At 60.4% G+C, this 25,802-nt stretch carries 25 protein-coding genes; 15 read left to right on the top strand and 10 right to left on the bottom strand.

Annotation, left to right across the window (positions count from 1 at the left end; genetic code table 11):
- The first annotated feature begins 1 nt into the window (after window position 1).
- The 7 genes from ACI2KA_RS10055 (at window position 2) to ACI2KA_RS10025 (ending at window position 7,385) form a co-directional block, all read left to right on the top strand.
- The gene (locus ACI2KA_RS10055; protein ID WP_404501581.1) at window positions 2-1,024 is read left to right on the top strand and encodes a 2Fe-2S iron-sulfur cluster-binding protein; all 1,023 of its coding nucleotides are present in this window, start codon (window positions 2-4) and stop codon (window positions 1,022-1,024) included.
- Window positions 1,025-1,035: 11 nt separating this feature from the next.
- Window positions 1,036-1,524, top strand: coding sequence for a Cu(I)-responsive transcriptional regulator (gene cueR, locus ACI2KA_RS10050; protein ID WP_404501579.1), 489 nt, complete (start codon window positions 1,036-1,038; stop codon window positions 1,522-1,524).
- A gap of 61 nt (window positions 1,525-1,585) precedes the next feature.
- Entirely contained in the window at window positions 1,586-2,530 is a 945-nt protein-coding gene (locus tag ACI2KA_RS10045) for an ABC transporter permease (RefSeq protein ID WP_404501577.1), read from the top strand.
- On the top strand, window positions 2,520-3,422 hold the full coding sequence (locus tag ACI2KA_RS10040; RefSeq protein WP_404501575.1) for an ABC transporter permease: 903 nt from the start codon (window positions 2,520-2,522) through the stop codon (window positions 3,420-3,422). Before ACI2KA_RS10045 ends, ACI2KA_RS10040 begins: the two co-directional genes overlap by 11 nt.
- A 139-nt stretch (window positions 3,423-3,561) precedes the next feature.
- Window positions 3,562-4,629: an ABC transporter ATP-binding protein gene (locus ACI2KA_RS10035; RefSeq protein WP_404501573.1), complete on the top strand. Its 1,068-nt coding sequence runs from the start codon at window positions 3,562-3,564 to the stop codon at window positions 4,627-4,629.
- Between the two features lie 13 nt (window positions 4,630-4,642).
- Complete coding sequence (locus ACI2KA_RS10030; protein ID WP_404501571.1) at window positions 4,643-5,653, top strand: ABC transporter ATP-binding protein; 1,011 nt, start codon at window positions 4,643-4,645, stop codon at window positions 5,651-5,653.
- A 238-nt stretch (window positions 5,654-5,891) separates the two neighbouring features.
- Window positions 5,892-7,385: an ABC transporter substrate-binding protein gene (locus tag ACI2KA_RS10025; protein WP_404501569.1), complete on the top strand. Its 1,494-nt coding sequence runs from the start codon at window positions 5,892-5,894 to the stop codon at window positions 7,383-7,385.
- Window positions 7,386-7,817: 432 nt separating this feature from the next.
- Here the strand turns inward: ACI2KA_RS10025 and ACI2KA_RS10020 are convergent, their stop codons facing one another.
- The gene (locus tag ACI2KA_RS10020; protein ID WP_404501567.1) at window positions 7,818-8,072 is read right to left on the bottom strand and encodes a heavy-metal-associated domain-containing protein; all 255 of its coding nucleotides are present in this window, start codon (window positions 8,070-8,072) and stop codon (window positions 7,818-7,820) included.
- Window positions 8,073-8,168: 96 nt separating this feature from the next.
- A complete protein-coding gene (locus ACI2KA_RS10015; RefSeq protein ID WP_404501566.1) occupies window positions 8,169-9,626 on the bottom strand; it encodes a TrkH family potassium uptake protein in 1,458 nt (485 codons plus the stop codon).
- A gap of 80 nt (window positions 9,627-9,706) precedes the next feature.
- On the opposite strand from ACI2KA_RS10015, the gene ilvA reads away from it, so the two are divergent.
- The 3 genes from ilvA to ACI2KA_RS10000 all read left to right on the top strand — a co-directional run bounded on the left by ilvA (window position 9,707) and on the right by ACI2KA_RS10000 (window position 12,749).
- Entirely contained in the window at window positions 9,707-10,981 is a 1,275-nt protein-coding gene (gene ilvA, locus ACI2KA_RS10010) for a threonine ammonia-lyase (RefSeq protein ID WP_404501564.1), read from the top strand.
- 73 nt (window positions 10,982-11,054) lie between these two features.
- Window positions 11,055-11,366 carry an HlyU family transcriptional regulator gene (locus ACI2KA_RS10005; protein ID WP_404501562.1) on the top strand — a complete coding sequence of 104 codons (312 nt, stop codon included), beginning with the start codon at window positions 11,055-11,057 and terminating at the stop codon, window positions 11,364-11,366.
- Window positions 11,367-11,483: 117 nt separating this feature from the next.
- Window positions 11,484-12,749, top strand: coding sequence for a diguanylate cyclase (locus tag ACI2KA_RS10000; protein ID WP_404501560.1), 1,266 nt, complete (start codon window positions 11,484-11,486; stop codon window positions 12,747-12,749).
- A gap of 42 nt (window positions 12,750-12,791) precedes the next feature.
- Here the strand turns inward: ACI2KA_RS10000 and ACI2KA_RS09995 are convergent, their stop codons facing one another.
- Window positions 12,792-13,409 (bottom strand): FMN-dependent NADH-azoreductase, encoded by a 618-nt coding sequence (locus ACI2KA_RS09995; RefSeq protein WP_404501559.1) that lies wholly within the window; start codon window positions 13,407-13,409, stop codon window positions 12,792-12,794.
- A 151-nt stretch (window positions 13,410-13,560) separates the two neighbouring features.
- On the opposite strand from ACI2KA_RS09995, the gene ACI2KA_RS09990 reads away from it, so the two are divergent.
- Together ACI2KA_RS09990 and ACI2KA_RS09985 are read left to right on the top strand one after the other, a co-directional pair.
- Window positions 13,561-14,529 carry a LysR family transcriptional regulator gene (locus ACI2KA_RS09990; RefSeq protein WP_404501557.1) on the top strand — a complete coding sequence of 323 codons (969 nt, stop codon included), beginning with the start codon at window positions 13,561-13,563 and terminating at the stop codon, window positions 14,527-14,529.
- A gap of 292 nt (window positions 14,530-14,821) precedes the next feature.
- On the top strand, window positions 14,822-15,367 hold the full coding sequence (locus tag ACI2KA_RS09985) for a DUF2087 domain-containing protein (RefSeq protein WP_404501555.1): 546 nt from the start codon (window positions 14,822-14,824) through the stop codon (window positions 15,365-15,367).
- 42 nt (window positions 15,368-15,409) lie between these two features.
- Here the strand turns inward: ACI2KA_RS09985 and ACI2KA_RS09980 are convergent, their stop codons facing one another.
- The 3 genes from ACI2KA_RS09980 to ACI2KA_RS09970 form a co-directional block, all read right to left on the bottom strand.
- Window positions 15,410-17,398: a bifunctional 2',3'-cyclic-nucleotide 2'-phosphodiesterase/3'-nucleotidase gene (locus tag ACI2KA_RS09980; protein ID WP_404501553.1), complete on the bottom strand. Its 1,989-nt coding sequence runs from the start codon at window positions 17,396-17,398 to the stop codon at window positions 15,410-15,412.
- A 215-nt stretch (window positions 17,399-17,613) separates the two neighbouring features.
- The gene (locus ACI2KA_RS09975) at window positions 17,614-17,949 is read right to left on the bottom strand and encodes a PilZ domain-containing protein (RefSeq protein ID WP_404501551.1); all 336 of its coding nucleotides are present in this window, start codon (window positions 17,947-17,949) and stop codon (window positions 17,614-17,616) included.
- Between the two features lie 97 nt (window positions 17,950-18,046).
- Complete coding sequence (locus tag ACI2KA_RS09970; RefSeq protein ID WP_404501549.1) at window positions 18,047-18,514, bottom strand: DUF1203 domain-containing protein; 468 nt, start codon at window positions 18,512-18,514, stop codon at window positions 18,047-18,049.
- Between the two features lie 163 nt (window positions 18,515-18,677).
- On the opposite strand from ACI2KA_RS09970, the gene ACI2KA_RS09965 reads away from it, so the two are divergent.
- Window positions 18,678-19,562 carry a DUF4344 domain-containing metallopeptidase gene (locus tag ACI2KA_RS09965; protein WP_404501548.1) on the top strand — a complete coding sequence of 295 codons (885 nt, stop codon included), beginning with the start codon at window positions 18,678-18,680 and terminating at the stop codon, window positions 19,560-19,562.
- 51 nt (window positions 19,563-19,613) lie between these two features.
- Window positions 19,614-20,258 (top strand): dihydrofolate reductase family protein, encoded by a 645-nt coding sequence (locus ACI2KA_RS09960; RefSeq protein ID WP_404501546.1) that lies wholly within the window; start codon window positions 19,614-19,616, stop codon window positions 20,256-20,258.
- Between the two features lie 247 nt (window positions 20,259-20,505).
- On the opposite strand, the gene sseA is transcribed toward ACI2KA_RS09960, so the two are convergent.
- The 4 genes from sseA to ACI2KA_RS09940 all read right to left on the bottom strand — a co-directional run bounded on the left by sseA (window position 20,506) and on the right by ACI2KA_RS09940 (window position 25,293).
- Entirely contained in the window at window positions 20,506-21,927 is a 1,422-nt protein-coding gene (sseA, locus tag ACI2KA_RS09955; protein ID WP_404501544.1) for a 3-mercaptopyruvate sulfurtransferase, read from the bottom strand.
- Window positions 21,928-21,943: 16 nt separating this feature from the next.
- On the bottom strand, window positions 21,944-22,681 hold the full coding sequence (locus ACI2KA_RS09950; RefSeq protein ID WP_404501543.1) for an alanyl-tRNA editing protein: 738 nt from the start codon (window positions 22,679-22,681) through the stop codon (window positions 21,944-21,946).
- A 12-nt stretch (window positions 22,682-22,693) separates the two neighbouring features.
- A complete protein-coding gene (locus tag ACI2KA_RS09945) occupies window positions 22,694-23,731 on the bottom strand; it encodes a cysteine synthase A (protein WP_404501541.1) in 1,038 nt (345 codons plus the stop codon).
- Between the two features lie 122 nt (window positions 23,732-23,853).
- Window positions 23,854-25,293, bottom strand: coding sequence for a cryptochrome/photolyase family protein (locus ACI2KA_RS09940; protein WP_404501539.1), 1,440 nt, complete (start codon window positions 25,291-25,293; stop codon window positions 23,854-23,856).
- 188 nt (window positions 25,294-25,481) lie between these two features.
- Between ACI2KA_RS09940 and ACI2KA_RS09935 the strand changes: the two genes are divergently transcribed.
- Window positions 25,482-25,763 (top strand): DUF982 domain-containing protein, encoded by a 282-nt coding sequence (locus tag ACI2KA_RS09935; RefSeq protein WP_404501537.1) that lies wholly within the window; start codon window positions 25,482-25,484, stop codon window positions 25,761-25,763.
- Window positions 25,764-25,802 lie beyond the last annotated feature (39 nt).

Raw genomic sequence — 25,802 nt, 5'->3', positions numbered from 1 at the left:
GATGACGCCTGGCAACACAATCTATCTGCCGCAGATCGGACGCAGCATCCTGGCGGCTGAGGGCGAGACCGTGCTTCAGGCCGCGCTGGCGGCAGGGGTCACCTATCCGCACGGCTGTCGCATGGGCCGCTGCGGTGCCTGCAAATCCCGTCTCATGTCCGGTGAGATCGATCTTCTCAAGCACACGCCCTTCTCATTGACGGAAGAGGAAAAAGCGGAAGGCCTGACGCTTGCCTGCCGCGCCGTGCCGATGAGCGACGTGACGATAGGCTGGCTCGATGGCGCCGATGAGATTGCCGATATTCCGACCGGCCGTTTCGACGGTGTCGTCGCGGAAGCGGTGGATGCGACGCATGATATCAAGCTTGTCCGCATCAGGCTCGATGACCGCGGGCAATTCACCTTCAAGCCCGGGCAATATGTGCGGTTGCTTTATCCGGACTGTTCGCCGCGCGACTATTCCATCGCCAGCCGGGTCGACGAGGAGCTGATCGAATTCCACATCCGGCACGTGCCGGGCGGTCTGACGAGCGGTCACATCTTCACCCGCGCCAGGGCGGGCGATCCGGTCGCCCTGGTAGGGCCTTTCGGCTCTTCCTTCCTGCGGGCAAAACATTGCGGGCCGATCCTCGGCATTGCCGGCGGCTCGGGTCTGGCGCCGGTCAAGGCCGTTGTCGAAGCCGCACTGGTCAGCGGGCAGGCGACGGGACGGGAACGTCCGATCCATGTCTATTTCGGCGCCCGCGCCCGGCGTGACCTTTATATGGTGGATCATTTCGAGGCGCTCATCGCCCGGCACCGCAATCTGAGCTTTGTTCCGGTTCTCTCGAACGAGCCGCAGGCGCAGATGCGCTGCGGTTATGTCGGCAATGCGGTGGCGGATGACTTCGACGATCTGGATGGCTGGAAAGCCTATCTCGCCGGCCCGCCGGCGATGATCGAGGCGACGGTGCCGCAGCTTCTGGCGCGTGGTATCCGCACTGCCGACATTCATGCAGACGTGTTTTTCACCCCGGAAAGATAGGAGCAGGATCGATGAACATTGGCACAGCCGCCACCGCCTCCGGTGTTTCTGCGAAGATGATCAGGCATTACGAGACGATCGGGCTGATCAAATCGGCAAACCGCACGGAGTCCGGATACCGGGTCTACACGGCCAATGACTTGGAAACCCTGCGCTTCATCCGGCGCGGGCGCGACCTCGGTTTTTCGATCGAAAAAATCAGGCAGCTCATGACCCTGTGGCGTGATCCGGGCGGCGCCTCGTGCGATGTCAAACGCATCGTCATGGAGCATGTCATCGACCTGGAAGCGAAGATGGATACCCTACGGGAGATGGCCGATACGCTTCGAAATCTCGCAACCTATTGCCCGGACAATGGTGAGCCGGAATGCCCGATCATTCAGGATCTGGCCCATTCCGAGGATATCGATTTTACCGCCGTGACCGTCGTGCCCAAACGGTCCGGCATGCTGAAGGGCACCTCCGGTCCGGTGATGGATTTACAGCGCTCCGGAAAATAAGCGGCCGGGAGCGGGCGCGGATTGCAGTGCAGACGCCAATCGTGGTGAAGGAGATCAGGCCATGTGGATACAGATAATACAGCGCTTCCTTATTCTGTGCCTGATGCTGGCGATCGTTTCCGTCATCGCGTTTCTTCTGCCCTATATGGCGGGGGGCGATCCGGCCCGTACCATCCTGTTTTCACGCATGCGCGATACGGCGCTCGATCCGCATGCGGTGGAGGCGCTGAGGGTAAGCCTCGGGCTCGACCGGCCGCTCTACGTGCAATATTTCACCTGGCTGTCCAGCGCCCTGCGCGGCGATCTTGGTTTTTCCTTCACCAGCAGCCAGCCCGTGGCCGGCGAGCTCTTGCGCTCGCTCGGCGTGTCGGTGACGTTGGCGCTGACGGCCCTGGCAATCGCGGTGGCCGTTGCCCTGCCGCTCGGCACGCTCGCCGCGATGCGCCCGGGCGGCCGGCTCGACAATTTCGCGACGCTGATGATCCAGACCTTCGTTGCGACGCCGGAATATTGGTTCGCGCCCATGTCGGCGCTGGTCTTTGCGCTCTATCTCGGCTGGCTGCCGTCGGCGGGGTGGGACAGCTGGCGCTCGCTGGTGCTTCCCGCACTCACGCTGACATTGCGCCCATTGGCCTATTTCACCCAGGTGACGCGTGCGGCCATGGCCGAGGTCCTGCGCGCGCCCTATATCACGGCGGCGCGCAGCCGCGGGCTCGGCATGCACAGCACGGTCATGCGCCACGGCATCCGCAACGGCTCGCTGCCGGTGGTTACCTTCTTCGCCCTCTGGCTTGCCGGCCTGCTGGGCGGATCGGTGGTCGTGGAGGTGATCTTCGCCATCCCCGGCATGGGCCGGCTTCTCTACGATGCGGTGGTCAATCGCGACATCCCGATGCTGCAGGGCGGTTTCATCTGCATCGTCGCCCTGTCCATCCTGATCAATACCCTGGCCGACGGCCTTTATGTCCTGATCAATCCAGCCATGCGAGGTCACCATGACCATTAGTCACTTTCCGAGCGCGACAGCCGCCATGCCGATGACCACGCCCAGGCGCCCCTCGACCCTCAGCCGCTTCACGGACTTCATCCGCCGGCGGCACTGGACCTTCTATGCGGGATCGGCGATCTTTCTCGTCATCATTCTGCTGCTGATCATCGCGCCATGGATTTCGCCCTATAATCCGGCGCAGCAGAACCTTCGCCTGCGGCTCAACCCGCCAAGCGCCGCCTATTGGCTGGGCACCGACCATCTCGGGCGCGATGTACTCAGCCGGCTGCTGATCGGCGGCCGCTTCACGGTCACGATCGCCGCCATCACCGTCATTCTCTCTGTCGCCATCGGCACCTTCATCGGCATCATCAGCGGCCGCAGCCGCGGCATTCTCGATGAAATATTGATGCGCATCGTGGATCTGCTCATCGCCATCCCCGACGTGGTGATCGCCATCTTCCTCGTCGCCATCTTCGGCCCGGGATATGGAACGCTGATCGCGTCGCTGACGATTGTCGGCTGGACACCCTTTGCGCGGCTGGCGCGCGGGCTGACGCTGTCGATCAATTCCCGCGAATATATCCGTGCGGCGGAAGTGCTCGGCTGCACGCGGCGCTTCATCATCGTCCGGCACATCATTCCCAACACGATCTGGCCGATCGCGGCCGTGGCGTTCCTGCGTTTTGGCCACAAGCTGATCACGGTGGGCGGGTTGTCGTTTCTGGGGCTCGGCGTGCAGCCGCCGGCCGCCGACTGGGCGCTGATGCTGGCCGATGCGCAGGCCTATGCCGAACGCATGCCCGTTCTGGTCATCGCACCCGGCCTGGCGATTTTCCTGTCGGCGCTCAGCGTGACGTGGATCGGCCACGGGCTCAATATCGAGACCAAGAAACAGAACGGTCATTGACGCCCGTTAAAGGGCAATGACCGGTTTGACGATCGTCAAACATGGCTGAGGCAAAGGAACCGGAAGGAGAGTAATATCGTCTGAAGCCGCATGAAAATACGCAAATGCCTCCGATTCAATAAAAATAAGGGGAACTCTTATGAATATCGAAGGACAGACGCATGCCGATACGGCCATCTCTTCCGAGCGCGCGCCGCTTCTGGAAATCGAGGATCTGCATGTTTCGGTGCCCGCGCAAAATGGCCGAAAATTTGTCATTTCGGGCCTGACGCTTTCCGTCAATGCCGGGGAGGTCGTCGCTCTCGTGGGCGAATCCGGTTCCGGCAAGAGCATGACGGCCCTGTCGCTGATGCGGCTTCTGCCACCGGGCGCGGAGATCAATTCCGGCCGCATTTCCTTTGCCGGCCGCGATATCCTCGCGCTCTCATCCGCCGAGCTCGATGCGCTGCGCGGCGCTGATATCGGCATGCTGTTCCAGCAGCCTCAGGCCATGCTGGATCCGACCAGCCGGGTAAGAACGCAGGTTGCCGAGCCTTTGTGGGTCCATCGCAAGATGAGCCGGTACGCGGCACTCAGCCGGGTCGTTGGCCTCCTGTCCGATGTCGGCATTCCGGACCCATCGGCGCGGGCGCAATGTTTCGCGCATGAGCTTTCCGGCGGCATGGCCCAGCGCGTCATGATTGCCGCGGCGCTCTCCGGCAATCCGCAACTGCTGATCGCCGATGAGCCGACGACGGCTCTCGATGTCACCGTCCAGGCACAAATCCTGCGCCTGCTGGATGACGAGCGCCGCAAGCGCCGGCTCGCAACCCTGCTCATCACCCACGATCTGTCGGTGGTCGCCGCTTTCGCGGACCGCATTGCAGTCATGTACGCCGGGCGCATCGTCGAGGAGGGGCCGACCCAGGCGATCCTCAAGGCGCCGCAGCATCCCTATACCAAGGCGCTGATCAGCTGCTCGCTTCTGACCACCGACAGCGAGGGGCAGCTGCTGACGATACCCGGATCGAGTTCGCAGGCGCATGACATGTCCTGCGGTTGCCGGTTTCATCCGCGCTGCTCGCTGGCCAAGGCGGCCGGCATGGGCAGCCGCTGCATGGCCGCGGAACCGGATTTGAACGCCTTGCCGGAAGGCCGCAAGGCGCGATGCTGGGCGGTCGGCGACGACCATGCCGGCCATGATCATGCCAGCCACGCGGTTTGCTGAAGGAGGGGGCGGAATGTTATCGACAGCGATCAGAGAAAACCCGCCAATGGCCGGCAGCGAGAGCAGGCCTTACGTGGTTGCAAAGAACCTCTGCAAATATTATCCGATATCCGGCCTTGGTCACCGGGTGGTGAAATCGGTCGACGATGTGTCCCTGACCATCGGTGAGGGCGAGGTGCTTGGCCTTGTCGGTGAATCCGGATGCGGCAAAAGCACTGTTGCCGGGCTGATCACCCGGCTGACCCATGCGACCAAAGGTGAGGTCAGCATCGGCAAACACGATATATTGCACATGCAGGGCGAGGCGCTGCGGCGCATGCGCCAGGTCGTGCAACTGGTGTTTCAGGATCCCTATTCCGCGCTCGACCCGCGCATGCGCATCGGGCAGAGCATGGAGGCGCCGCTTGCCCAGCACGGCATCGGCACACGCGAGGAGCGCACGGCGCGTGTTTTCAGGATGCTGGAAGAGGTCGGTCTCGATTCCTCCTTTTTCGATCGCTACCCGAGCCAATGTTCCGGCGGGCAGTTGCAGCGTGTGGTCATCGGCCGCGCCCTGCTTCTCAATCCGAGCTTCCTTGTCTGCGACGAGCCGACGTCGGCGCTTGATGCCTCCATGCGCACGCAGATCCTCAACCTGCTGATGGACATGAAACGCCGTCATGGTTTGACGGTTCTGATGATTTCCCATGACCTGCGCGTGGTGCGTTATCTCTGCGATCGCATCGCGGTGATGTATCTCGGGCGGATCGTCGAAATCGCTGATCGCGAGGAGCTTTTTCGCGCGCCGAAACATCCCTACACCAAGGCTTTGATCGCGTCGTCGATGCTGGATGAGACCGGCCTTTATGCGCCGGAAATGCTGCTGGACGGTGATTTGCCCAGCCCTCTCAATCCTCCGGGTGGCTGCAAATTTCACACCCGCTGCAAATATGCGACGGCGATATGCGGTGAAAAGGAGCCGGTTCTGGAGGGCGTTGCGGGCGAGCATTTCGCACGCTGCCATCATTGGCGCGAATGGAGCTGAAGCGTAAAGCAGTTACAGTTTTGTTCCTTGGTCAAAACAGATGAATTGTGCGTGCAGGGTTTAATATCGGAATAAAATTCCGAATATAAAAACCTAAAATAGATCATATTCGAATGGATATTCATGGAATATCCATTGAGTATGCTTTTGTCTCGTGATTTCAGAAAATTTAATCGAAAAATTCGTGAATATAAATGAAATGTGAGCGCTATCATCAAAAATAAAAGGGGAATATTCTATGATGAAGTACGCACTTTTGGCGACATGCGCCATGGTCACCGCGTTTTCTGCGCCAGCGGCACAGGCCGCCACGATTACCTATGACGATAATTTCGGTGTGAAGACCGGCTGGCAGATGGCCTCCGACGACGCCTATCTCGGCTCGCGCGCGGGGTGTTTCGAAAGCCTGATCCGTGTCGGCTACGACATGAAACTGGAGCCGAGCCTGGCCGAATCCTGGACACAGACCGGCCCCAAGGTATGGGAATTCAAGCTGCGCAAGGGCGTCAAGTTTCAGAACGGCGAAACGCTGGATGCCAAGGCCGCCGTGAACGCGCTTACCAACCTTCTGAAAGCGCCGGTTCCCGCCCGCGCCTTTTCACCGAAGCTCATCGCCACGGTCGAAGCCGGTGGCGATGATATTGTCCGGATAACGACGATCGAGCCTTCGGTGCTGCTGCCAGCACAGATGGCGAGCCCCGCCACCTCCATTCTCGCACCGGCGGCCTACAAGGACGGCAAGGTCGATCCGGTTGGAACCTGCACCGGACCTTTCAAGATCACGGAGGTCGATCCCAGCCAGCACATGATACTGACCGCCAACCACGATTATTGGGGCGGAATGCCGAAGCTTGCGGGTGGCCGCGTGAATTTCGTTCCCGATGCCGACACCCGCGCCACCCAGGCGCGCACCGGGGAAGCGCAGATTTCGCGCCTCGTTCCGCCATGGACAGTCAAGACGATCGAATCCACCGAAGGCGTCAAGGTCGCGCCGATCCCGTCGCCGCGCATCACCGAACTGCTGCTCAACAATTCCAGGCCGCCCTTCGACAATCTCAAGGTGCGCCAGGCGATCCAGGCCGCCGTCGATACCGGCGGTATCGCCGAGAGCATCTATGAAGGCGCCGTCAAGGGTGCGGCCATGCCCTTTGCGGCGGGTGAACCCTGGGCTGCCGAAGAAGGCAAACCCGCCTATGACGTGGAAAAGGCCAAGGACCTGCTGAAGGAAGCGGGGGTAGCCCCCGGCAGCCTGAAGGTCACGCTGCTTGCCTATACGGCAAAGACCGAACTGAAGGATGTCGCGGCGATCATCCAGGCGCAGCTGCAGGAACTCGGAATCAAGGTCGATGTCCGGGTTGCCGATTACAGTGCGATCGAACCCGACCTTCTGGCCGGCAAGTTCGACATGGCGCTGCTGTCGCGCGGTTATGCCACCGATGTCGCCGAACCGGCCGGTTTCCTGAATGCCGATTATACCTGCGGCGGCAGCTATAATATCTCGCATTATTGCAATGAGGCGACCGACAAGCTGATCAAATCCGCTTATGCGACGGCCGAACCCGCAAAGCGTTACGCCATTTACAGCGAAGCGGCGAAGAAACTTTACGACGAAGCCGTCTCCGTCTTCCTCATCCACGAAACCGTGTTCGATGCCTACTCCGCCAAGCTCGAAAACTACAAGCCGCATCCGCTCAACTATTTTGTCATGACCAAGGATCTGGCAACGAAATAAGTCCGGCAAGTGTTGCCGATGAGATATGGCCCGGCTCGTGAGAGCCGGGCCATATTGCCGATAGGTGCCGCGGCGTCACGGTATTTTGAAAACGGGCATCCGCACTCCGTCATCCCCGATGAGATCCGGGGTCAAGTGCGATCGAGTTCTTGATCGCAAAAGAGTCCTCTCACGGCGCAGACGCGCCGCGGCTGGATGCCGGATCGGGTCGGGCATCACGGAAGCTGGCGCTGAAGTTTGAAAGATGCGGGGTCGAAGGAGCCGGAAAACCTCCACCGTCATCCCTGAAAAGGGAGAGGCATCGCCGCGGGAAGGTATGGAAAAGGACAAAGCCCCGTGAGGTCCAAGGGTTGCTTCACAGGTTCAGCGTGAAGCGGAGCAGTCAGGGCGATCCGGCGGCCGCAGGGATAGGCGCCGCCGGACCTCTTCGGATCAGGCGCGCGCTTCCGGCGTATAACCTGCGGCGGTGATGATTTCGGCAATACGGGCCGCGTCGGAGACGCCGCCGACGACGACGGTGCGGCTTGCGGGATCGGCATGCACGGCGGCACCGGGCACGGTCTTTTCGATCGCGCCCTTGATCACGCCGGCGCAGTGACCGCAGGTCATGTCTTCAACATGGAAAGAAAGATCTGCATCAACCGGTGCCGTGGCGGTTTCGGCATGATGCTGGTGAGCGGTGCACATCGGGCGTTTCTCCTTGGTTGGAAATGTGTAACAGGGGGAGCCTGGACTATTCCAACGTGGGAAGGTCAAGCGCTTTATTCACGCGGATGCGGGATATCAGCTCTTCCAGAAAATCGGCATCAGCAATACGAGGACGGTCAGGATTTCCAGGCGTCCGAGCAGCATCAGCACCGACAGCAGATAAAGCGCCGGATCGCTGATGGTGGAGAAATTGCCCGCCGGTCCGATGATCGGGCCGATGCCGGGGCCGACATTGGCAAGCGAGGTCGCGACGGCCGAGGTGGCGGTGAGGAAATCATACCCCATCAGGCTCATGGCAAGGCTGCCGGCGATCCACAGCGCGATGAAACAGCTGACGAACAGGAAGATCGTCCGGATCGTATCGGGATCGACCACCTGCTGGCCATAACGCACCGAATAGACGGCGTTCGGATAGATCAGCTTCTTCAGGCCGGCGCGCACCACGTTGAAGATGATGAGAAAGCGATAGGCCTTGATGCCGCCCGCCGTCGAACCGGAGCAGCCGCCCATGAAAGTGGCGAAAAAGGCGACCACAACAACGAAGGGACCCCAGAGCGTGTAATCGTCGCTGGCAAAACCGCCGGTCGACAGGATCGAGGTCATGTTGAAGAAGGAATGGCTGAGCGCGTCGTCCAGCGGCACGCCGTTCCTGAAATGATGGTAGACGCCGACCGCAATCGAGATCGCGCAGAGATAGCCGAGAAAGACGGCAATCTGCGGGTCGCGCAGCGTCTCCAGCCGGCGGCGCACCGCAAGCAGGATCATCACCGAAAAGGGCAGGCTGCCGAAGATCAGGAAGATGGTGGCGATCCACAGCAGCGCGGTATTGTTGAAATAGGCGAAAGACGCGTCGTGGGTGGAAAAACCGCCGGTCGCGACCGTCGACATGGCATGGTTCAGCGCGTCGAAATGCGACATGCCGGCAAAATCATAAGCGATGGTGCAGGCCAGCGTCATGATGATGTAGATCGCCACGAAGGCCCGCGTGAAGCTTGCCAGACGCGCAAACGGCCGGTCATTGCCGGTGTCGGAGGATTCCATGCGGAAGAAGGTCATACCGCCGACCCGCAGGAGCGGCAGGATGAAGAGGCCGAGCGCGACGATACCGATGCCGCCCAGCCAGCACAGCAGCGACCGCCACAGAAGAATGCCCTGCGGTGCATTGTCGAGCCCGGATATGGCGGTCGATCCCGTCGTGGTGATGGCGGAGACGGATTCGAACAGCGCCTGGCCGGGCGTCAGGTCGAGTTCCGACAGGTAGAGCGGAACCGCGCCGACGATGGAAAACACCAGCCAGAGAATATTGACGAGCAGGAAGCCGAAGCGTTTGTTGAAGGATGCGATCGGCCCGCGGGTGGCGAGCGCGCAGGCAAGCGCGAAGCCGCCGCACATGAAGCCGGACAGCGCAAACACCATCCAGTCGTCATTGCCGTAATAAAGATCCGTCAGCGCGGGCAGGAACATGGCAGTCGCAAGGTAGAGCCCGAAGATGGACGCCACATAAATGACCGAGCGCAGAAGGTTGCTGTTCAAGAAATGAAACCCAGAGTTCGTGGCCGCGCTGAAATGAGTCTTTGTCTCCGACGCCGTCCTATGGCATAGCGGGTGCCATTATGAATTTCAATGGATTGACAATCGTGGACAAGCAGCTTGTGGAGGCAGCGCGGCGGGAAGTGCGGGAGATATTCCCGGAAACGCCGCTGCAGTTGAATGAACATCTCAGCCGTCGGTATGGCGCGTCGATTTGGCTGAAGCGCGAGGATCTGTCCCCGGTTCGTTCCTACAAGATTAGAGGCGCATTCAACTTTCTGCGCAAGGCGGTGGCCAAGGCCGGCAAGGACAAGGTGTTCGTCTGTGCGTCCGCCGGCAATCATGCCCAGGGCTTTGCTTTCGCCTGCCGTCATTTCGGCGTTCACGGTGTCGTTTTCATGCCGGTGACCACGCCGCAGCAGAAGATCGACAAGACCCGTATCTTCGGCGGCGAATTCATCAAGATCCGTCTGGTGGGCGATATATTCGACCAGTGTTATGCGGCTGCGCGCAAGCACGTCGAGGACAATGACGGCTACATGGTGCCGCCCTTCGACCATGAGGATATCATCGAGGGGCAGGCGACGGTCGCCGCCGAGATCATGGACCAGCTGCCGGAAGGCACGAAGCCGGATATCGTCGTCATGCCGGTCGGCGGCGGCGGTCTTTCCGCCGGCCTTTCCGGTTTTCTGGCCGGCACGGTCCGCAAGGAAAACTTCGTGTTCTGCGAGCCGGAAGGTGCGCCGAGCCTGAAGAAGAGCCTCGAACACGGCGAGCCGGTGACGCTGAACAAGGTCGACAATTTCGTCGATGGCGCAGCCGTTGCCCGCATCGGCGACCTGAATTTCAAGGCACTGAAGGATTTCCCGGCCGAGCAGGTGATGCTCATCCCCGAAAACGCCATCTGTGTCACGATCATCGAGATGCTGAACCTCGAAGGTGTGGTTCTGGAGCCGGCGGGCGCACTGGCGATTGCCGCGCTGGAAAAGCTTGGCCGGGAGAGGCTGGAAGGCAAGACGGTCATCGCTGTCGTCTCCGGCGGCAATTTCGATTTCGAGCGCCTGCCGGATGTGAAGGAACGCGCCATGCGTTACACCGGCGTGAAGAAATATTTCATCCTGCGCCTGCCGCAGCGTCCCGGCGCATTGCGCGATTTCCTCAACCTGCTCGGCCCGGACGACGATATCGCCCGTTTCGAATATCTGAAGAAATCGGCCCGCAATTTCGGCTCGATCCTGATCGGTATCGAAACCAGCACCAAGGACAATTTCGCAGGACTGCTGGAGCGTTTCGAGGCCGCCGGTCTCGGTTATGAGGATATTACCGAAAACGACATCCTGTCGAACCTGATCATCTGATCGGGAAACGAACGGCAGGGAAGGGCGGATCACCGCCGCCCTTCAAACGTGACAGATTGAGGGAGTGAAAGCCATGGCATCGTTTTTTTCCAAAATCCTCTCGGCCTTCGGCTCCGGCCAGCCATCTTCCGATGCGCCGCAGAAGACCGCACAGGCAGAGCCGCATACGCATGGCGACTATCTGATCTATGCGACGCCGATCAAGGAAGGCGGCCAGTTCCGCCTGGCGGGCCGCATCGAGAAAAAGGCTGGCGAGGAAGTGCTGGTGCACGAATTCGTCCGCGCCGACGTCTTCACCAGCATGGACGATGCGGTGGAGTTCACCATCCGCAAGGCGAAACTGATCATCGACCAGAACGGTTCATCGCTCTTCCCAGGAAAATGATGACGTTTTCTTCCGCCGGACATTAAGATTCCGTTGGTTGCTTCGGCCTATCGTCCCTGAAGGGCATGGAGTCGCGCCGAGAAACCGGCGTGGTGTGGATCGATAGGGCGTGTGCCGATGCAATGGGCAAATCTGGCCCTCTTTCTGATTGAGGCCACCGTCTATTTTTCGGTAATGACGGCGTTCCTTCATTACCGGCATATTCTCGGCATCGGTGTTTTTCTCACCGCGCTGGGTGTCATGCATTTCATGGAAACCTATCTGGCCGCCGTCTTTTACGTCGAGCTGCCCTTCGGCGTGGCTTCCCCCGGTTCGTCCATTCTGTTTGCCGGCAAGCTGATGATGATCCTCATGCTTTATATGCGCGAGGATGCGGCGGTCGTGCGCCAGCCGATCTATGGCCTGTTTCTCGGCAATATATTGACCGTCATCATGGCGCAGATCATCCATTTCCATCAGACGGTGGCGGTCGTTCCCGGACAGTCGCTCAGCGCCGGCTTTCTCAATGAGATGGGCGTGCTGATGGTATGGGGAACCAGCCTGCTTTACATCGACGCCATCGCCATCATCCTGTTTTACGAAAAGCTGGGACGCTATCTTCAGCGCCATATCGTCCTGCGCTTCGCGATCTGCGGCGTCGTCATTTTGAGTTTCGACCAGGCCGGCTTTTACGGGGTGCTGCGACTTCTGTTCAATGCCCCGGTCGATGTCTTCTACGACGGCTGGAAGGCGAAGATGGCGGCTGTCGCCATCTATTCGGCGCTTTTCGCCATCTATCTCTGGCTGACATCGGGCAAGGGGCGTTTCCTGACACGCCGCAGCGTTGCCGACGTCTTCAACGATCTCACTTTCAGGGAGCGTTACGAGGAGCTTTTGTCCCGCTCAGGCCGCGACATGCTGACCGGCGTATCGGACCGTGCCCGCATGGAACTTGATGCGCCGTCCGTCGTGGTGGAGTGTCTGGAGAAGCAACGTCCCGTCAGCGTGCTGATCGTCGATATCGATCACTTCAAGACCGTCAACGACACTTTCGGGCATTTGCAGGGTGACGAGATATTGCGGGAATTCGCCGCCGTGCTGAAGCGCGCCGTGCAGCCGCTCGGGCATCTGTATCGTTTTGGCGGCGAGGAATTTGTGGCTCTCCTGCCGGCAATGGCCCATGAGGCCGCTCTTGCCTTTTCCGCCAATCTGCGGGCGGCGATATTGACGGATCTGCGCCGCCCGGATGGCTCGCCGCTGACCGTCAGCATCGGTGTCGCCACGGCCTTCGAGGATGGGCAGCTTTTCCGTGCGCTTTTATCGGAAGCCGATGCCCGGCTTTATGCGGCAAAAAACAACGGCCGGGACCAGGTCCACGGCCGTCATGGCATGTGGGTCGGCTGATACCGGCAACCGCGCCGGCATCAGCGTGCCGTGTCGCCGGCCTCAGGCGGCCTGTGCCAGTTCGGCAACCTTGGCTTCTGCGGCAGCCACGGCCTTTTCAACGGCTTCCGGGCCGAATGCCAGGCCTTCGACATAGATCACTTCCACATCCGTCATGCCCATGAAACCGAGAACGGTCTTCAGATAGGGAACGGCGTGGTTCAGCGAAACGGCGGGGCCTTCGGAGTAGACGCCGGCAGCGGCCAGCACGATGTAGACCTTCTTGCCGGTGGCAAGACCCTGCGGGCCGGTTTCGGTATATTTGAAGGTCTGGCCGGCACGGGCGACATTGTCGATCCACGACTTCAGGCCGGAATAGATGTTGAAGTTGATGAGGCCGGTGCCGATGACGACGGTGTCGGCGGCCAGAAGTTCGGCCACCAGCTTGTCGGAATAGTCGGCGGCAATCGCTTCTTCGGGCGTGCGCTGATCGGCCGGCTTGCGGATTGCGGCCGTCTTGACGGTGTCGAGATGTGGAATGGGATCGGCGGCGAGATCGCGGTGGACAAGGGTGTTCGATGCCGACTTGGCCTTCAGCTTGCCCGCAAGCTCACCGGCAAACTTGTTCGAAACCGATTCGTCGCCGCGCGGGCTGGAGGTGATGAGAAGAATGTTGGACATGGTCTTTTCCTTGCATGCAATGGTTTGACGGGATGCCTTGGGAGGGCGCGGAGGAGCCACGGGCACCTCCTTTTCTGCTTATATGAAAAATTACTGCCATCAAGAAAACTGTGATAATATGGAAGCAATCTATCGATGAAATGGATGGAAGATGGACGCGAACCCGACGCTCGACCAGTTGCAGGTATTTTTGACGGTAGCCGAGACCGGCAGTTTTTCCGCCGCATCCCGCGCGCTCAATCGCGCCCAGTCGGTGGTCAGCTACACCATAGCCAATCTTGAGGCGCAGCTGGAGGTCACGCTGTTCGAGCGCAGTGGCGTGCGCCAGCCGAAGCTGACGGATGAGGGGCGCGCCATGCTGGAGGATGCAAGGCGCATCGTCGCCGGCCTGCAGGAAATGCGCGCTCGCGCCAAGGGGCTGAAACAGGGGCTTGAGGCGGAGCTCTCCGTCGCCATCAGCACCATGGTGCCGGCGGAGGCAATGGTGGCGGTGCTGCGGGATTTTCGCCGGCAATTTCCCACCGTCACGCTCAGCCTCAATGTCGGCGAACTGGGCATGGTCATGGATATGGTATTATCGCGCAAGGCCGGCATCGGCATTGGCGGGGCGATGTTGCGCCAGGACGATGAACTCGTCGTCGAAAAGGTCGGTCATTCCTTCATGCTGCCGGTTGTCGCTTCGGATCATCCGCTGGCCCAGATCGAGCGGCCGCTGGTCCTTGGCGATGTGCGCGAGGAGGTCCAGCTTGTCGTCACCGATGCTTCCGGCCTGACCAAGGGCCGCGATTTCAACGTCCTGTCCTACAAGACATGGCGGGTCAGCGACATCGCCACCAAATACCAGCTGATCAAGGGTGGTCTGGGATGGGGCGGTCTGCCGGCATCCATCGTTCGCAACGACCTGACCAATGGCAGCCTGAAGGCGCTTGATCTCGACGCCTATGAGCAGGGCGAATATCCCCTGTTTGCGCTTCGGCGGGTGGATGAGCCCGCCGGCCCCGCCGGCCAATGGCTCGCGACAGCATTTCAGCAGCGCCTGTCGGCCTGCCCAAACCAGAAGGATTTCAACGGGATGCTCGCGGCTGGCAAACAGAGGACCATTTCTGTCGCCGCTGAGTGACATTCGTTGAACCGTGACAATTGCTTTTCGGCTTTAGAAGGTGCGGCGTGTTTCTTGTCCCCGGCGGGGAGAAGGAAGGGCCGCAACCTCGGCACCAAGCTCCAGGCAAGGCCAATTGACGCGGGCTGGCCTCCTGCCTATACCTAATCCACGGTCAGCAGTTCACCGAGGCATCGCCGTCCCGCAAGGGAAGCTAAACCTGCATTGGAAAACAGTGACAGCACTTGTCCCGTGCCCTGTCGGAAGCCGGCGATCAGCGACACCATTTCGGAATGGCACGTGAGGATAAGTCATGCCACGTTCGATCCTTTCCATGGAGGTCGCGGACCTCTCGACCTTTGCCAAATCGCTGCGCGAACAGATGGGCAGGCTGGACCGCCAGCCAAGCCATGTGGAGATGCTCAATCTCCTGAGCAGGGCTGCAGGCTTCCGTAATTTCCAGCATCTGCGCGCGTTCCGCACGCTGCTGCCCGCCGAAAGCGGGCCTGCAGCAGCCGAGACGATGCCGGCCGTCAATGAGGGCAGGGTGCTGAAGACCGCGCGGATTTTTGATGCCGCCGGCAGGCTGGCGCAATGGCCGTCCCGCCGTTCGCAGCAGGAATTGTGCCTCTGGTATCTATGGGCGAAAATTCCCGCCGAACGGAGCTTCTCCGAACGCGAATTCAGCGGCTTTCTGGATGGCCTGCATCTGTTTGGCGATGCAGCGATGCTGCGGCGCGACATGGTCGGCCTGAAACTCATCCGCCGCAACCGCGATGGCAGCGATTATCGGCGTATCGAGCGGAAGCCGCCGGCGGAACTGCCGCTTCTGCTGCGCGCAGTCGGTAGGCGCGATTAAAAAAGCCCTCCCGGCACATTGCCGCCGGGAGGGCCATCGTCCTCAAAGAACCAGACGGAACTTCGCGAAACCTTCCGCACCGTCGCCGACATCCTCGATTTTCGCGCCCTTGATGTCCGTCGCATAATGGCGGCCCTTGGGGCCGGTCTCGAAGATTGCCGTGGTATTGGCCACCGGCGCGAAGGACCAGTTGGCATCCGCCGACGGGTTGATGGTGCCCTGGTCGACGATGTAGCGCACGATCACGTCGCGATTGGTATCGGGGGCAACGAAGATCACCTTGTCGGCAGCGATATCGGGGAACTTGCCGCCGCCTCCGGCGCGGTAATTATTGGTGGCCACCACGAATTTCTGCTCGGGATCGATCGGCTTGCCGTTGAATTGCAGATTGACGATGCGATTGCTGTCCGGATTGACCGCCTTGCCGTCCTTGTCGAACTTCGCCGGCTTGGAAATATCGATCTGATAGGTGACGCCGTCGATGACATCGAAATTATAGGACGGGAAATCCGGGTTGAGCAGCGGCGCGTCCTTTGCCCCGGCCTCGACCGTGTTGAACATGCCTGCCGACATTTCCAGCCAGTTCTTCACCTGCGCGCCGTTGATCAGCACCGCCTGCACCGTGTTGGGGTAAAGATAGAGGTCGGCGACGTTCTTGATGGCAATGTCACCGGCGGGGACATCGGTATAATAATCCGCGCCGCCGCGACCGCCGGACTTAAAGGGCGCCGCGGCAGAAAGCACCGGCAGGTCCTTATATTGCCCTTCCTTCAGCATGTCCTTGATATACCAGGTCTGGGCGTTGGAGACGATCTGCACGGACGGATCGTCGGCCACCAGCGCGAAATAGGAATAGAGCGGGGCGGACGTCTTGCCGACGGGACGGCGCACATAGGCGAGGGCCGCTTCGTGATCGGCCTTGGCGGCGGCGAGAACCTCTGCCTTGTCGGTGAAATCGGCGACGATCTTGCGGTTTTCGTCGCGGTGATAGATCGGCCGGGCTTCGGAGGTGAAGTCGACGATCTTCCAGCCCTTGCCGTCCTTTTCGAGCAACAGGTCGATGAGGCCCATATGCGAACCCCAGAAACCGGCCATGACCGCCGGCTTGCCCATCAGCGTGCCCTTGACCGCATCCGCGCCCTCGATGCCGTCCCAGGTCTTGGGGCCAGGGAAGACGAGATGCTGGTGCCCGGTGAAGATGGCGTCGATGCCGTCGACGCCTGCCAGGTAAAGCGAGGCGTTTTCCATCCGCTCGGTCTGGCCCTTGCCGTCGATGCCGGAATGGGAAAGAGCGATGACGATATCGGCGCCTTCTTCCTTCATGACAGGCACCCAGGCTTTCGCGGCCTCGACGATGTCGCGCGTCTGCGCCTTGCCTTCGAGGTTCTTGGAATCCCACATCATGATCTGCGGCGGCACGAAGCCGATAATGCCGACCTTGACCGGGCTCGTCACGCCGCCGCCGTCGCGGATCTGCTTTTCCAGAATGACATAGGGCTTGAAGAACAGCTCGTCGTTTTTCGGATCGGAAGCGAGCTGGCCCTTGGTGAGATTGGCGCAGACGTAAGGGAACCCGGCGCCGGCCAGCGTGTTCGACATGTAGTCGAGGCCGTAATTGAATTCGTGGTTGCCGAGCGTGCCGCAATCATAACCCAGCACGTTCATGGCGTTGATGACGGGGTGCTTGTCGCCGGCCTTCATGCCGCGCTCATAGGCGATATAGTCGCCGAGCGGATTGCCCTGCAGGAAGTCGCCATTATCCACCAGCATCGAATTGCCGGCCTCGGCGCGGATCTTGTCGATGATCGAGGCGGTGCGCGAAAGCCCCATCGTGTCGTTTGGCTTGTCGGCGTAATAATCATAGGGAAAGACGTGAACATGGATGTCCGTCGTTTCCATGATGCGCAGATGCGCCTGATTGGCGGCGGCGCGCGCGGCGAAGGGGTGCAGCAGCACCAGCGCCGAGGAGGCCGCAATGCCGCCGAGAAGCGAACGGCGGGTAATGGGGTGGAGAGCGAGAAGCGACGACATGGGAACTCCTTCGGATGAAGCTTGCGCTGTCATGGAAAGCGACAGGGTAGAAGCAATCGCCGAGGAGTCCATCATCAAAATGACAAGCCCGTGACGGACTTGCCTGTTTTCAACCGTTTGATAAATTTTTTGTCATCGGCGCGTGGCGCGCGCACCGTCATCGCGGCATTACGCTCCGTTCCCTCGCCGTAATCCGGTTCTCGGCATTTGTTATTTCAGCGCGCGAGCGTCGGTTTCACGTCTTCATGGAAAAAGCGGAAATAGGAGGAGAGCTGCGCCAGCGTGTTGGTGGAAAGCTTCAGCTGCAGCCCAAGGCGATTCATGTGCTGCCACTGCACCACACCTTCGATGAAGCCAAGATCGTCGCTCTGCACCTTGACCCGGCTACCCTTGGCAGCCGCGAAAGGCCCGTCCAGTTCGAGAGCCATTCCGGTCGCCGAAAGGTCGACGACACGGCCTCTGGTCGACTGGCTGAAATAGTGCACGGTCGCGAAGATCCTCGTCTTGCTGCGGGGTGCGCTGCGGGTTGCCATGTTGAGGTTGTTTGTCATTTTGCTGCTCAAATCAATTGTTTCCGATAGCTGCATCATGGCGCGGAAAGCTTGAGAGCCGTTTAGTCCTTTTCTTAAAATTGCAGGCAATTGCCGATTATGCTGTATCGATACGGCACTGGTAGCAATTGTTGCGGGCGGAACGCACATGCACATAGGCGACATCCGTGCGCTCGAGAAGCTGCCCTGCGCGTGAGACGATCTCGCCCGTCGCCGTCACCGCGCCGGTGCCGTAGACGATGCGGTCGTCGGCGCCATATCCGCGTATGATATAATCCGGGCTGTCCAGCATCGGCGGGACGGTTTTTGTCTGCGGATAGCGCGCGCAGGCGTCCGCATGCAGAAATATAGGCCCCGTTTCCGCATAAGGCTGCAATGAAGGAAAGGGCCGGTAGGCGAGGATCAGCATCCTTTCCCCTGCAGCGATCTGGGAAAGGCAATGGCGGCAGGGCATGCCGCCCGGCGAAATGGCCTGCTCCGGCCGGTTGCCATAGGCGTCGGCCGCGCCTGCGCGGAAGGCTTCGGCTTCGTTAGCCGGCATTGCAATAAAGACGAGATCGGACATGGTGGGCTCCTTCCGGTTGGGATCGGCGTTGCTTCTTTGCAGCTATGATCCCGAAACGGAGCACTATCCACCCGATTCTTGACAGGCGATGCAACCAGCCCATTGCGTGACTCGTTAGCATCGGGAATCAGTGACGCTCCTCGTTTCCGGAAGGTCTGATTTTATGTTGCGTCGTTTTCTGGCCGCCGTACCGCTGGCTTTCGTTTCGTTGACGGCTCCGATCGAGGCGCGGGCGCAGCTTGCCTCCGGTCTGGACGGCCTGTCCGACGACCAGCTGCAGCAGGCCGTGAATTTCGTCATCGGCAACGCGATCTTCTCGCTCTATCACGAGGGTGCGCGCATGCTGATTTCAGATTTCGGCACCCCCCACACCGGCAGTGCGCAGGCTCCGGCCGACCAGCTGGCGGGCACGCTCATCCTTCAGGCCAACGAGGAATGGCTTGATACCGCGCTCGTCAATGCCACCGACAGCTGGTATCTGGCGCGGGAGGCGGAGACCCTGCCCGAGCACGAAGCGCCGGTCTTTTCCGCACTGGTGCCCGACAGGAGCCGCGACCGCAACATGGCCTGCCTGATGGTCGGCCGCGACAAGGACGGTTATGGCGATCTGGCCGCCATGATGGGTCTCAACAATGCCGACTTCGGCAAATGCGCCGCCGCCTATCCGGGCGTCGCTTCCGCTTGGGAGAATTTTCTCGCTCCCTACCGCAGCCAGGCATCGTCCAGATTTTCCGTCAGCTACGTGCCGCCGCGCGATCCTGACCTTGAACCCTATGCCATCATGGTCAAGGAATCGAAGGTGCTCGATCTCATCAGCCGCAGCTTCGGTGCCTATGCCCTGAAGGGCGACGTCCGGCTGACGGCCAAATCCTGCGGCCGTCCCGATGTCTACTGGTCGGCGGAAAAGCGCGAAATCACCTATTGCTACGAGCTTGGCAAGTTCCAGGCGGAGCTGATTGCCGATCACCTGCTGAACACCGTCACGGAAGACAAGGGCGCCGCCGGCGGACATATTCCAACGGCTGTCAATCTGGAACGGGAAATCTGAGGCCGATTGCCGGACGCTGGCGATCTGCCTCCTGGATGGGAGGAGAGTGCCATGCCAAAGGTCGTCGTTCGCAATTTCGCCATTTCGCTTGACGGATATGGCGCAGGACCGGAGCAGAGCCTGCAAAATCCGCTGGGCGTGCGTGGCGAAGAGTTGCACCAATGGGCCTTCAAGACCCGCACCTTCCACCGCATGTTCGGCAAGGACGGTGGCTCGACCGGCACGGACGAGGATTTCTCCGAAAAGAGCTTCGAAAATATCGGTGCCTGGATTCTCGGGCGCAACATGTTCGGGCCGGTGCGCGGTGCATGGCCGGATGAAAGTTGGAAGGGCTGGTGGGGCGAAGAACCGCCCTATCACGTTCCGGTCTTCGTCCTGACACATCATGCGCGTCCGTCCTTCACTATGAAGGGCGGCACCGAGTTCCATTTCGTCACCGACGGCATCGAAGAGGCGCTCGACAGGGCGCTGACGGCGGCGAATGGCAGGGATGTCCGCATCGGCGGCGGCGTTTCCACCATCCGGCAATATATGGCGGCGGGCATGATCGATGAGTTGCATCTGGCCCTTGCGCCGGTGTTTCTCGGCAAGGGCGAGCTGCTTTTCGAAGGGCTGGATTTGCCCGCGCTCGGTTATCGCTGCACCGGAACGGTGGCCGGCGAGGGCGCGACGCATCTGATGATCGAGAAGGCTTGAGCATTACGCTGTTTTGGGGCTTCGCACCAACCGGTCAACGGTTTACGAGGCTGGCACCTGCCTCCGCCCTCATTCCTGTGCTTGTCACAGGAATCCAGTCGACGCGCGTCTGCGCGACGGGAAGAGTCTTTTCAACCCAAGGACTTGGGCTGGCTGGATTCCTGTGACAAGCACAGGAATGAGGGGGAAGGAACGGCACACACTCCGTATCGAAGAACGGCGTGCGCCGCTCTCGAAGGCCGAAGCCTCAGTTCCGCAGCGATATCTCCAGAAGCTCCGTATCGGCAAGCGGCTCCACCCAGGCCTCATAGGTGCCGACGGGTGAAAAGCCCATCATCTGGTAAAGCTGCAGCGCGCGCGGATGGTCGAGCGTATTGGTGGTCACCGTCACCCGCTGCGGATTGTCCTGCCAGGCGGCGTAAAGCGCCTGCAGCAGGAACCACTTGCCGACGCCCGCGCCAATCGCCTCTTCGAGCAGCCCGAAATAGGAAAGCTCGGTCACCTCGTCGCTCGCCTTGTTCAGCTCAAAGAGACCGGCGGGCGCGCCGTTCATGTAAAGAACCGTGACGCTGTTTTTCGGATCGCGCAGGATGGCGGCAAGCTCGGCGTCGCTCATCCGCATGCGCTTTTGCCAATGCCAGCGTTTGCCCACCCGCCAGTAGAGATAGCGGTAGAAATGCAGGGGAATATTGTTGACGCGCATCAGCGCCGTCTGGATGTTGACGGGGATCGGCAGGCTGACCTTCGGTGGTGCGGTCATTTCCAGCTGCGTCACATGCGCCTTCAGCGGCCCATGCGCGATGGCAGGCAGGGGATCGGCAGCGCCGGTCACAACAGGCGTATCCTGCAATCCACCCCATTCCGACCATGAGCCGTCATAAAGCGAATTGTCGGAATGGCCGAGCGATTCCAGCGCCAGCGTGATGACGGCGGCGGTGACACCCGAGCCGCAACTGGTGACAACGGGCTTCGAAAGATCGATGCCGGCATCCGTCACCATCTTGCGGATGGCGGTCAGGTCCTTGAAATGGCCGTTTTCGGAAAAGGCCGTCGCCGGCAGGCTGCGCGCGCCGGGCATATGGCCAGAGCGCATGCCGGCGCGCGGCTCGGCCTCGTCGCCGGTAAAGCGCCCGGCGCCGCGGGCGTCGGCGATCTGCTTTTCGCCGCTGTCGACGATGCCGCGCATGGCGGCAAGCGAAGTCACGCGCTTTTCGTTGAAGTCAGGCGTAAAGGTGACCGGCTCGATTTCCGGTGTACCGGTTTCGAGCGGCCGGCCGTCGCGCTTCCAGCCGTCCAGGCCGCCATCCAGCACATAGGCCTTGCGCACGCCCATCACCCTGAGCATCCACCACACACGCGGCGCGGAAAAGAAACCGGGGCCGTCATAGACCACGATCGTATCATTCTCGCTGAGACCAAGCTCGCCGGCCTCTTGCGCAAAGAATTCCGGTGATGGCAGGGAGTGCGGCAGACCGGTCGCATGGTCGGCAATCTTGTCCTGATCGAAGAACACGGCGCCCGGCAGGTGACCTGCGGCATATTCCTCCGCGCCGTTGCGCTTGTGCGCCGGCAGATACCAGGAGGCATCAACGACACGAAACCCTGATGTGCCGAGCTGTTTTTCCACCCAGTCCGCCGAAACGACGAAACGGCTCTTATCCGTGCTCACGATGTTTCTCCCAATCTCAGGCAACAGCTTCAGGCGCGCCGAAACGAATGCGGAACCGCCTGTTCTCCTTGCCCTTCTTTTCTATCTTGGCAATGTGAATATCGCCCACTTCCTGCGTTTCGGAAACATGGGTGCCGCCGCAGGGCTGGCTGTCGATGCTGGAATTTTCGCCGATGCAGACGAGGCTGACCCGGCCAAGGCCCATTGGCGGGCGCACATTCTTGGATTTGACGATGCCCGGATTGGCCTGCAGCTCCTCGTCGGTGATCCATTGCAGGAAGACGGGATGGTTGGCTTTCACCAGCTCCATCAGTTTTGCCGTGACCTCATCCTTGTCGATGGTTTCCGACATGTCGAAATCGACGCGCGATTCGTCTTCGCCGACCGCCGCACCCGTGATCGGCCACTGGCAGACGACGGAGAGCAGGTGGCAGGCGGTGTGCATGCGCATCAGCTTGTAGCGGCGCGGCCAGTCCACATGCAGGGTCAGCTTCTCGCCGACTTCAGGCGAGGGCTGGCCTTCGAGCGGCACATGGATGATGACGCTCTTGTCGGCGCCGTTTCTGGTGACGCCAAGGTCGATGCGCGTGCCATCGGCACGCTCGAGAAAGCCGCTATCGCCCGGCTGGCCGCCGGAGGTGGCGTAAAAGCAGGTCTGATCGAATTCTATGCCGCCATCCTCATGCACCGCCGTGACGATCGCTTCCACAGTTGAGAGATAAAAATCGTCGCGGAACAGGGCATTCACAGGCATTTCGGCATGTCCTCAAACGGTTTCGTACGGAACCGCAATCTCGCTTTTCGTCGCCAGCCACTGCGGCACGGGAAGGCCCTTGGAGCGCAGGAAATCCGGATTGAACAGCTTCGATTGATAACGATTACCGTAGTCGCACAATATCGTCACGATTGTATGCCCCGGGCCGAGCTCGCGGGCAAGGCGGATCGCGCCGGCAATATTGATACCGGAGGAGCCGCCGAGGCAAAGCCCTTCCTTTGTCACCAGATCGAACAGCACCGGCAGCGCTTCCGCATCGGAGACGCGATAGGAAAAGTCCGGTGTGAAGCCTTCCAGATTGGCGGTGATACGGCCCTGTCCGATACCTTCGGTGATGGAAGAACCTTCGGACTTCAGGACACCGTGCTTGTAAAACTCGTAAAGAGCGGCACCTTCAGGGTCGGCAAGGCCGATCTTGATATCAGGGTTGAAATCGCGCAGGCCGTCGGCCACGCCTGCCAGCGTTCCGCCTGATCCGACCGAGCAGATGAAACCGTCGACCTTGCCGTCCGTCTGGTCCCAGATTTCCGGCGCGGTGGTTTCGATATGCGCCTGGCGGTTGGCGATATTGTCGAACTGGTTGGCCCAGATCGCGCCATTCTCATCGGTTGCAGCAAGCTGTTTTGCCAGCCGGCCGGAGACCTTCACGTAATTGTTCGGATTGGAATAGGGAGCGGCCGGAACCTCGACCAGCTTTGCGCCGAGAAGCTTCAGCGCGTCCTTCTTTTCCTGGCTCTGCGTCTCGGGAATGACGATGACCGTCTTGTAGCCGAGCGCGTTGGCGACCAGCGACAGGCCGATGCCGGTATTGCCGGCCGTGCCTTCGACGATGGTGCCGCCCGGGCGCAATTGCCCGCGCCGTTCGGCATCGCGAATGATGTAGAGCGCGGCGCGATCCTTGACCGACTGGCCGGGATTGAGGAACTCCGCTTTTCCGAGGATTTCGCACCCCGTCGCTTCAGAAGCGGCTTTCAGACGGATGAGCGGCGTGTTGCCGATGGCACTGAGCGCAGAGGGATGAATGGTCATGATCGAGCCTTCTTGTCTGAGCGGAAATTAGGTGCCGTTATGTCCCGTTACAACCGCTTCAAGGCAAGAAATTATCTTCCCGGCTTCGGCTTAGCCACGCAAAATTTTGCCGATACCCAATTTTATGTGTCCTTCTTCACCGCGCCATAGGCGGCAAGCGCTCTTTCCCGCGCCTTTGCATGATCGACGATGGGCAGCGGATAGGTTTCGCCGAGCGTGATGCCCGCCTTTTTAAGTACCTCCTTTGGCGCTTCGAACGGCTTGTGGATGTATTTCCGTTCCAGCTTCTCCAGCTCGGGCACGAAACGGCGCACATAATCGCCGTCGCCGTCGAATTTCTCACCCTGCAATATCGGGTTGAAGATGCGGAAGAACGGCGAAGCATCCGCCCCTGAGCCCGCCACCCATTGCCAGTTGGCGGCGTTGGAGGCCGGATCGGCATCGACGAGCGTATCGCGGAACCACTTTTCGCCCTTCCGCCAGTCGATCAGCAGGTGTTTGATAAGGAAGGACGCCACGACCATGCGCACCCGGTTGTGCATGGTGCCGTGCTGCCACAATTGCCGCATGCCGGCATCCACGATGGGATAGCCGGTCATGCCGCGTGTCCAGGCGGTGAAGGATTTTTCATCCTCCCGCCAGGCAAAGGCATCGAAACTGTCGTTCCAGTTCTTCTCGTCCAGTTCGGGAAAATGAAACAGCAGGTGATAGCAGAATTCCCGCCAGGCGATTTCCTTGCGGAAACGGCTGATATCGTTTGCGGCAATGTGGCGGGAAAGCCCCTTCGTCGCGTGCCATACCGCGGCAGGCGATATCTCTCCTGACGCAAGATGCGGCGAAAGCAGCGAAGTCGCGGGTTTTGCCGGAAAATCCCGGCCGTCTTCATAACCTTTCAGGGCGCCATCGATGAAATCATCCAGTTTCTCCAACGCGCCGTTTTCGCCGGGGGTCCAGATGTCACTGAAATCCTTTGCCCAGTCCGGCTTGGTTGGAAGCAGCGTCCAGTCTGAAAGTTTCTCGGATTTCGGCCACACCTTCGGTGCCTTCAGGCTCTTCGGCGCGTCTGCTGGCGCATGTGGCTCCTCGCCACCCTCCAGCGCCCGCCAGAAGGGCGTATAGACACGGTAAGGCCCGCCCGATTTCGTCTGCAGCCGCGATGGCTCATGCAGCAGATGGCCGGAAAAGCTTCGAACCGTCAGGCCATCGTCGCGCAGCTTCTGTTTGAGTGCCTTGTCGGTGGCCATGCCGGAAGGATCATAACGGCGATTCCAGAACACCGCCTCTGCGGCGGTTTCGGATATAAGGTGCCGCAGCGTCTGCTCGGCATCACCGCTCAAAAGCACCAGACGGGATCCGGCTTTTTCAAGCGCCGCCGAGAGGGCGACAAGCGAATGATGAAGCCACCATTCCTGCGCGCCGCCGAGCGGGCCTGAGGATTTTTCCCGGATATAGACGGGCACCACGGGTCCGTCATGCTCCACAGCGGCAAGCAAGGCGAGATTGTCCGAAAGGCGCAGGTCCTTGCGGAACCAGACGATGGCGGGGGAGGCTGTTGTCGGCATGAATGGACCCGGTTCACTTCCGCTTGAACGAGTGTTGAACCGCTTTGTTCCGCAAATCGGCTAGAATGGAAAGATGGGGCGCATGGTTTCTCGAGGGTTATTTTTCCACCCTTGAAACCGCAGGTGAAGGGAACCAACTGGAGGAGCCGGCGTTTGTCGCCGGTTAATAGAGCATGGAAGTCCAATCAATGTTGCTGAATGACGTTAAGTGGGAAAAGCCCGTTACCATCTCCCTTGAAAACGGTGCTCCCCGGATTTTCAACGGTGTCTACGAAGCCTTCGATTTTTTGCAGCACGAATGGCCCGAACGCGGCGACAAGGCGCATGAGCAGGCACTTCGCCTGTGCCGTGCCTCGCTGATGGGTGATGTGGCGGGCGAAATCGCCCGCACGGCTTTCGTCGCGGCCAGCCGGCAGGCGCGATGCCTGATGGAGGACAAGGAGCAGGCGCAGAACAAGATCGCATCCTGAACTCAATCGACACGGATGTCTTTGAAGGCCACCCGCCGC

The sequence above is a fragment of the Agrobacterium sp. NPDC089420 genome, assembly GCF_044900305.1.
GTDB lineage: Bacteria > Pseudomonadota > Alphaproteobacteria > Rhizobiales > Rhizobiaceae > Agrobacterium.
Note: the sequence above shows the minus strand (reverse complement) of the source record. Positions and strands in the feature narration are given on the sequence as shown.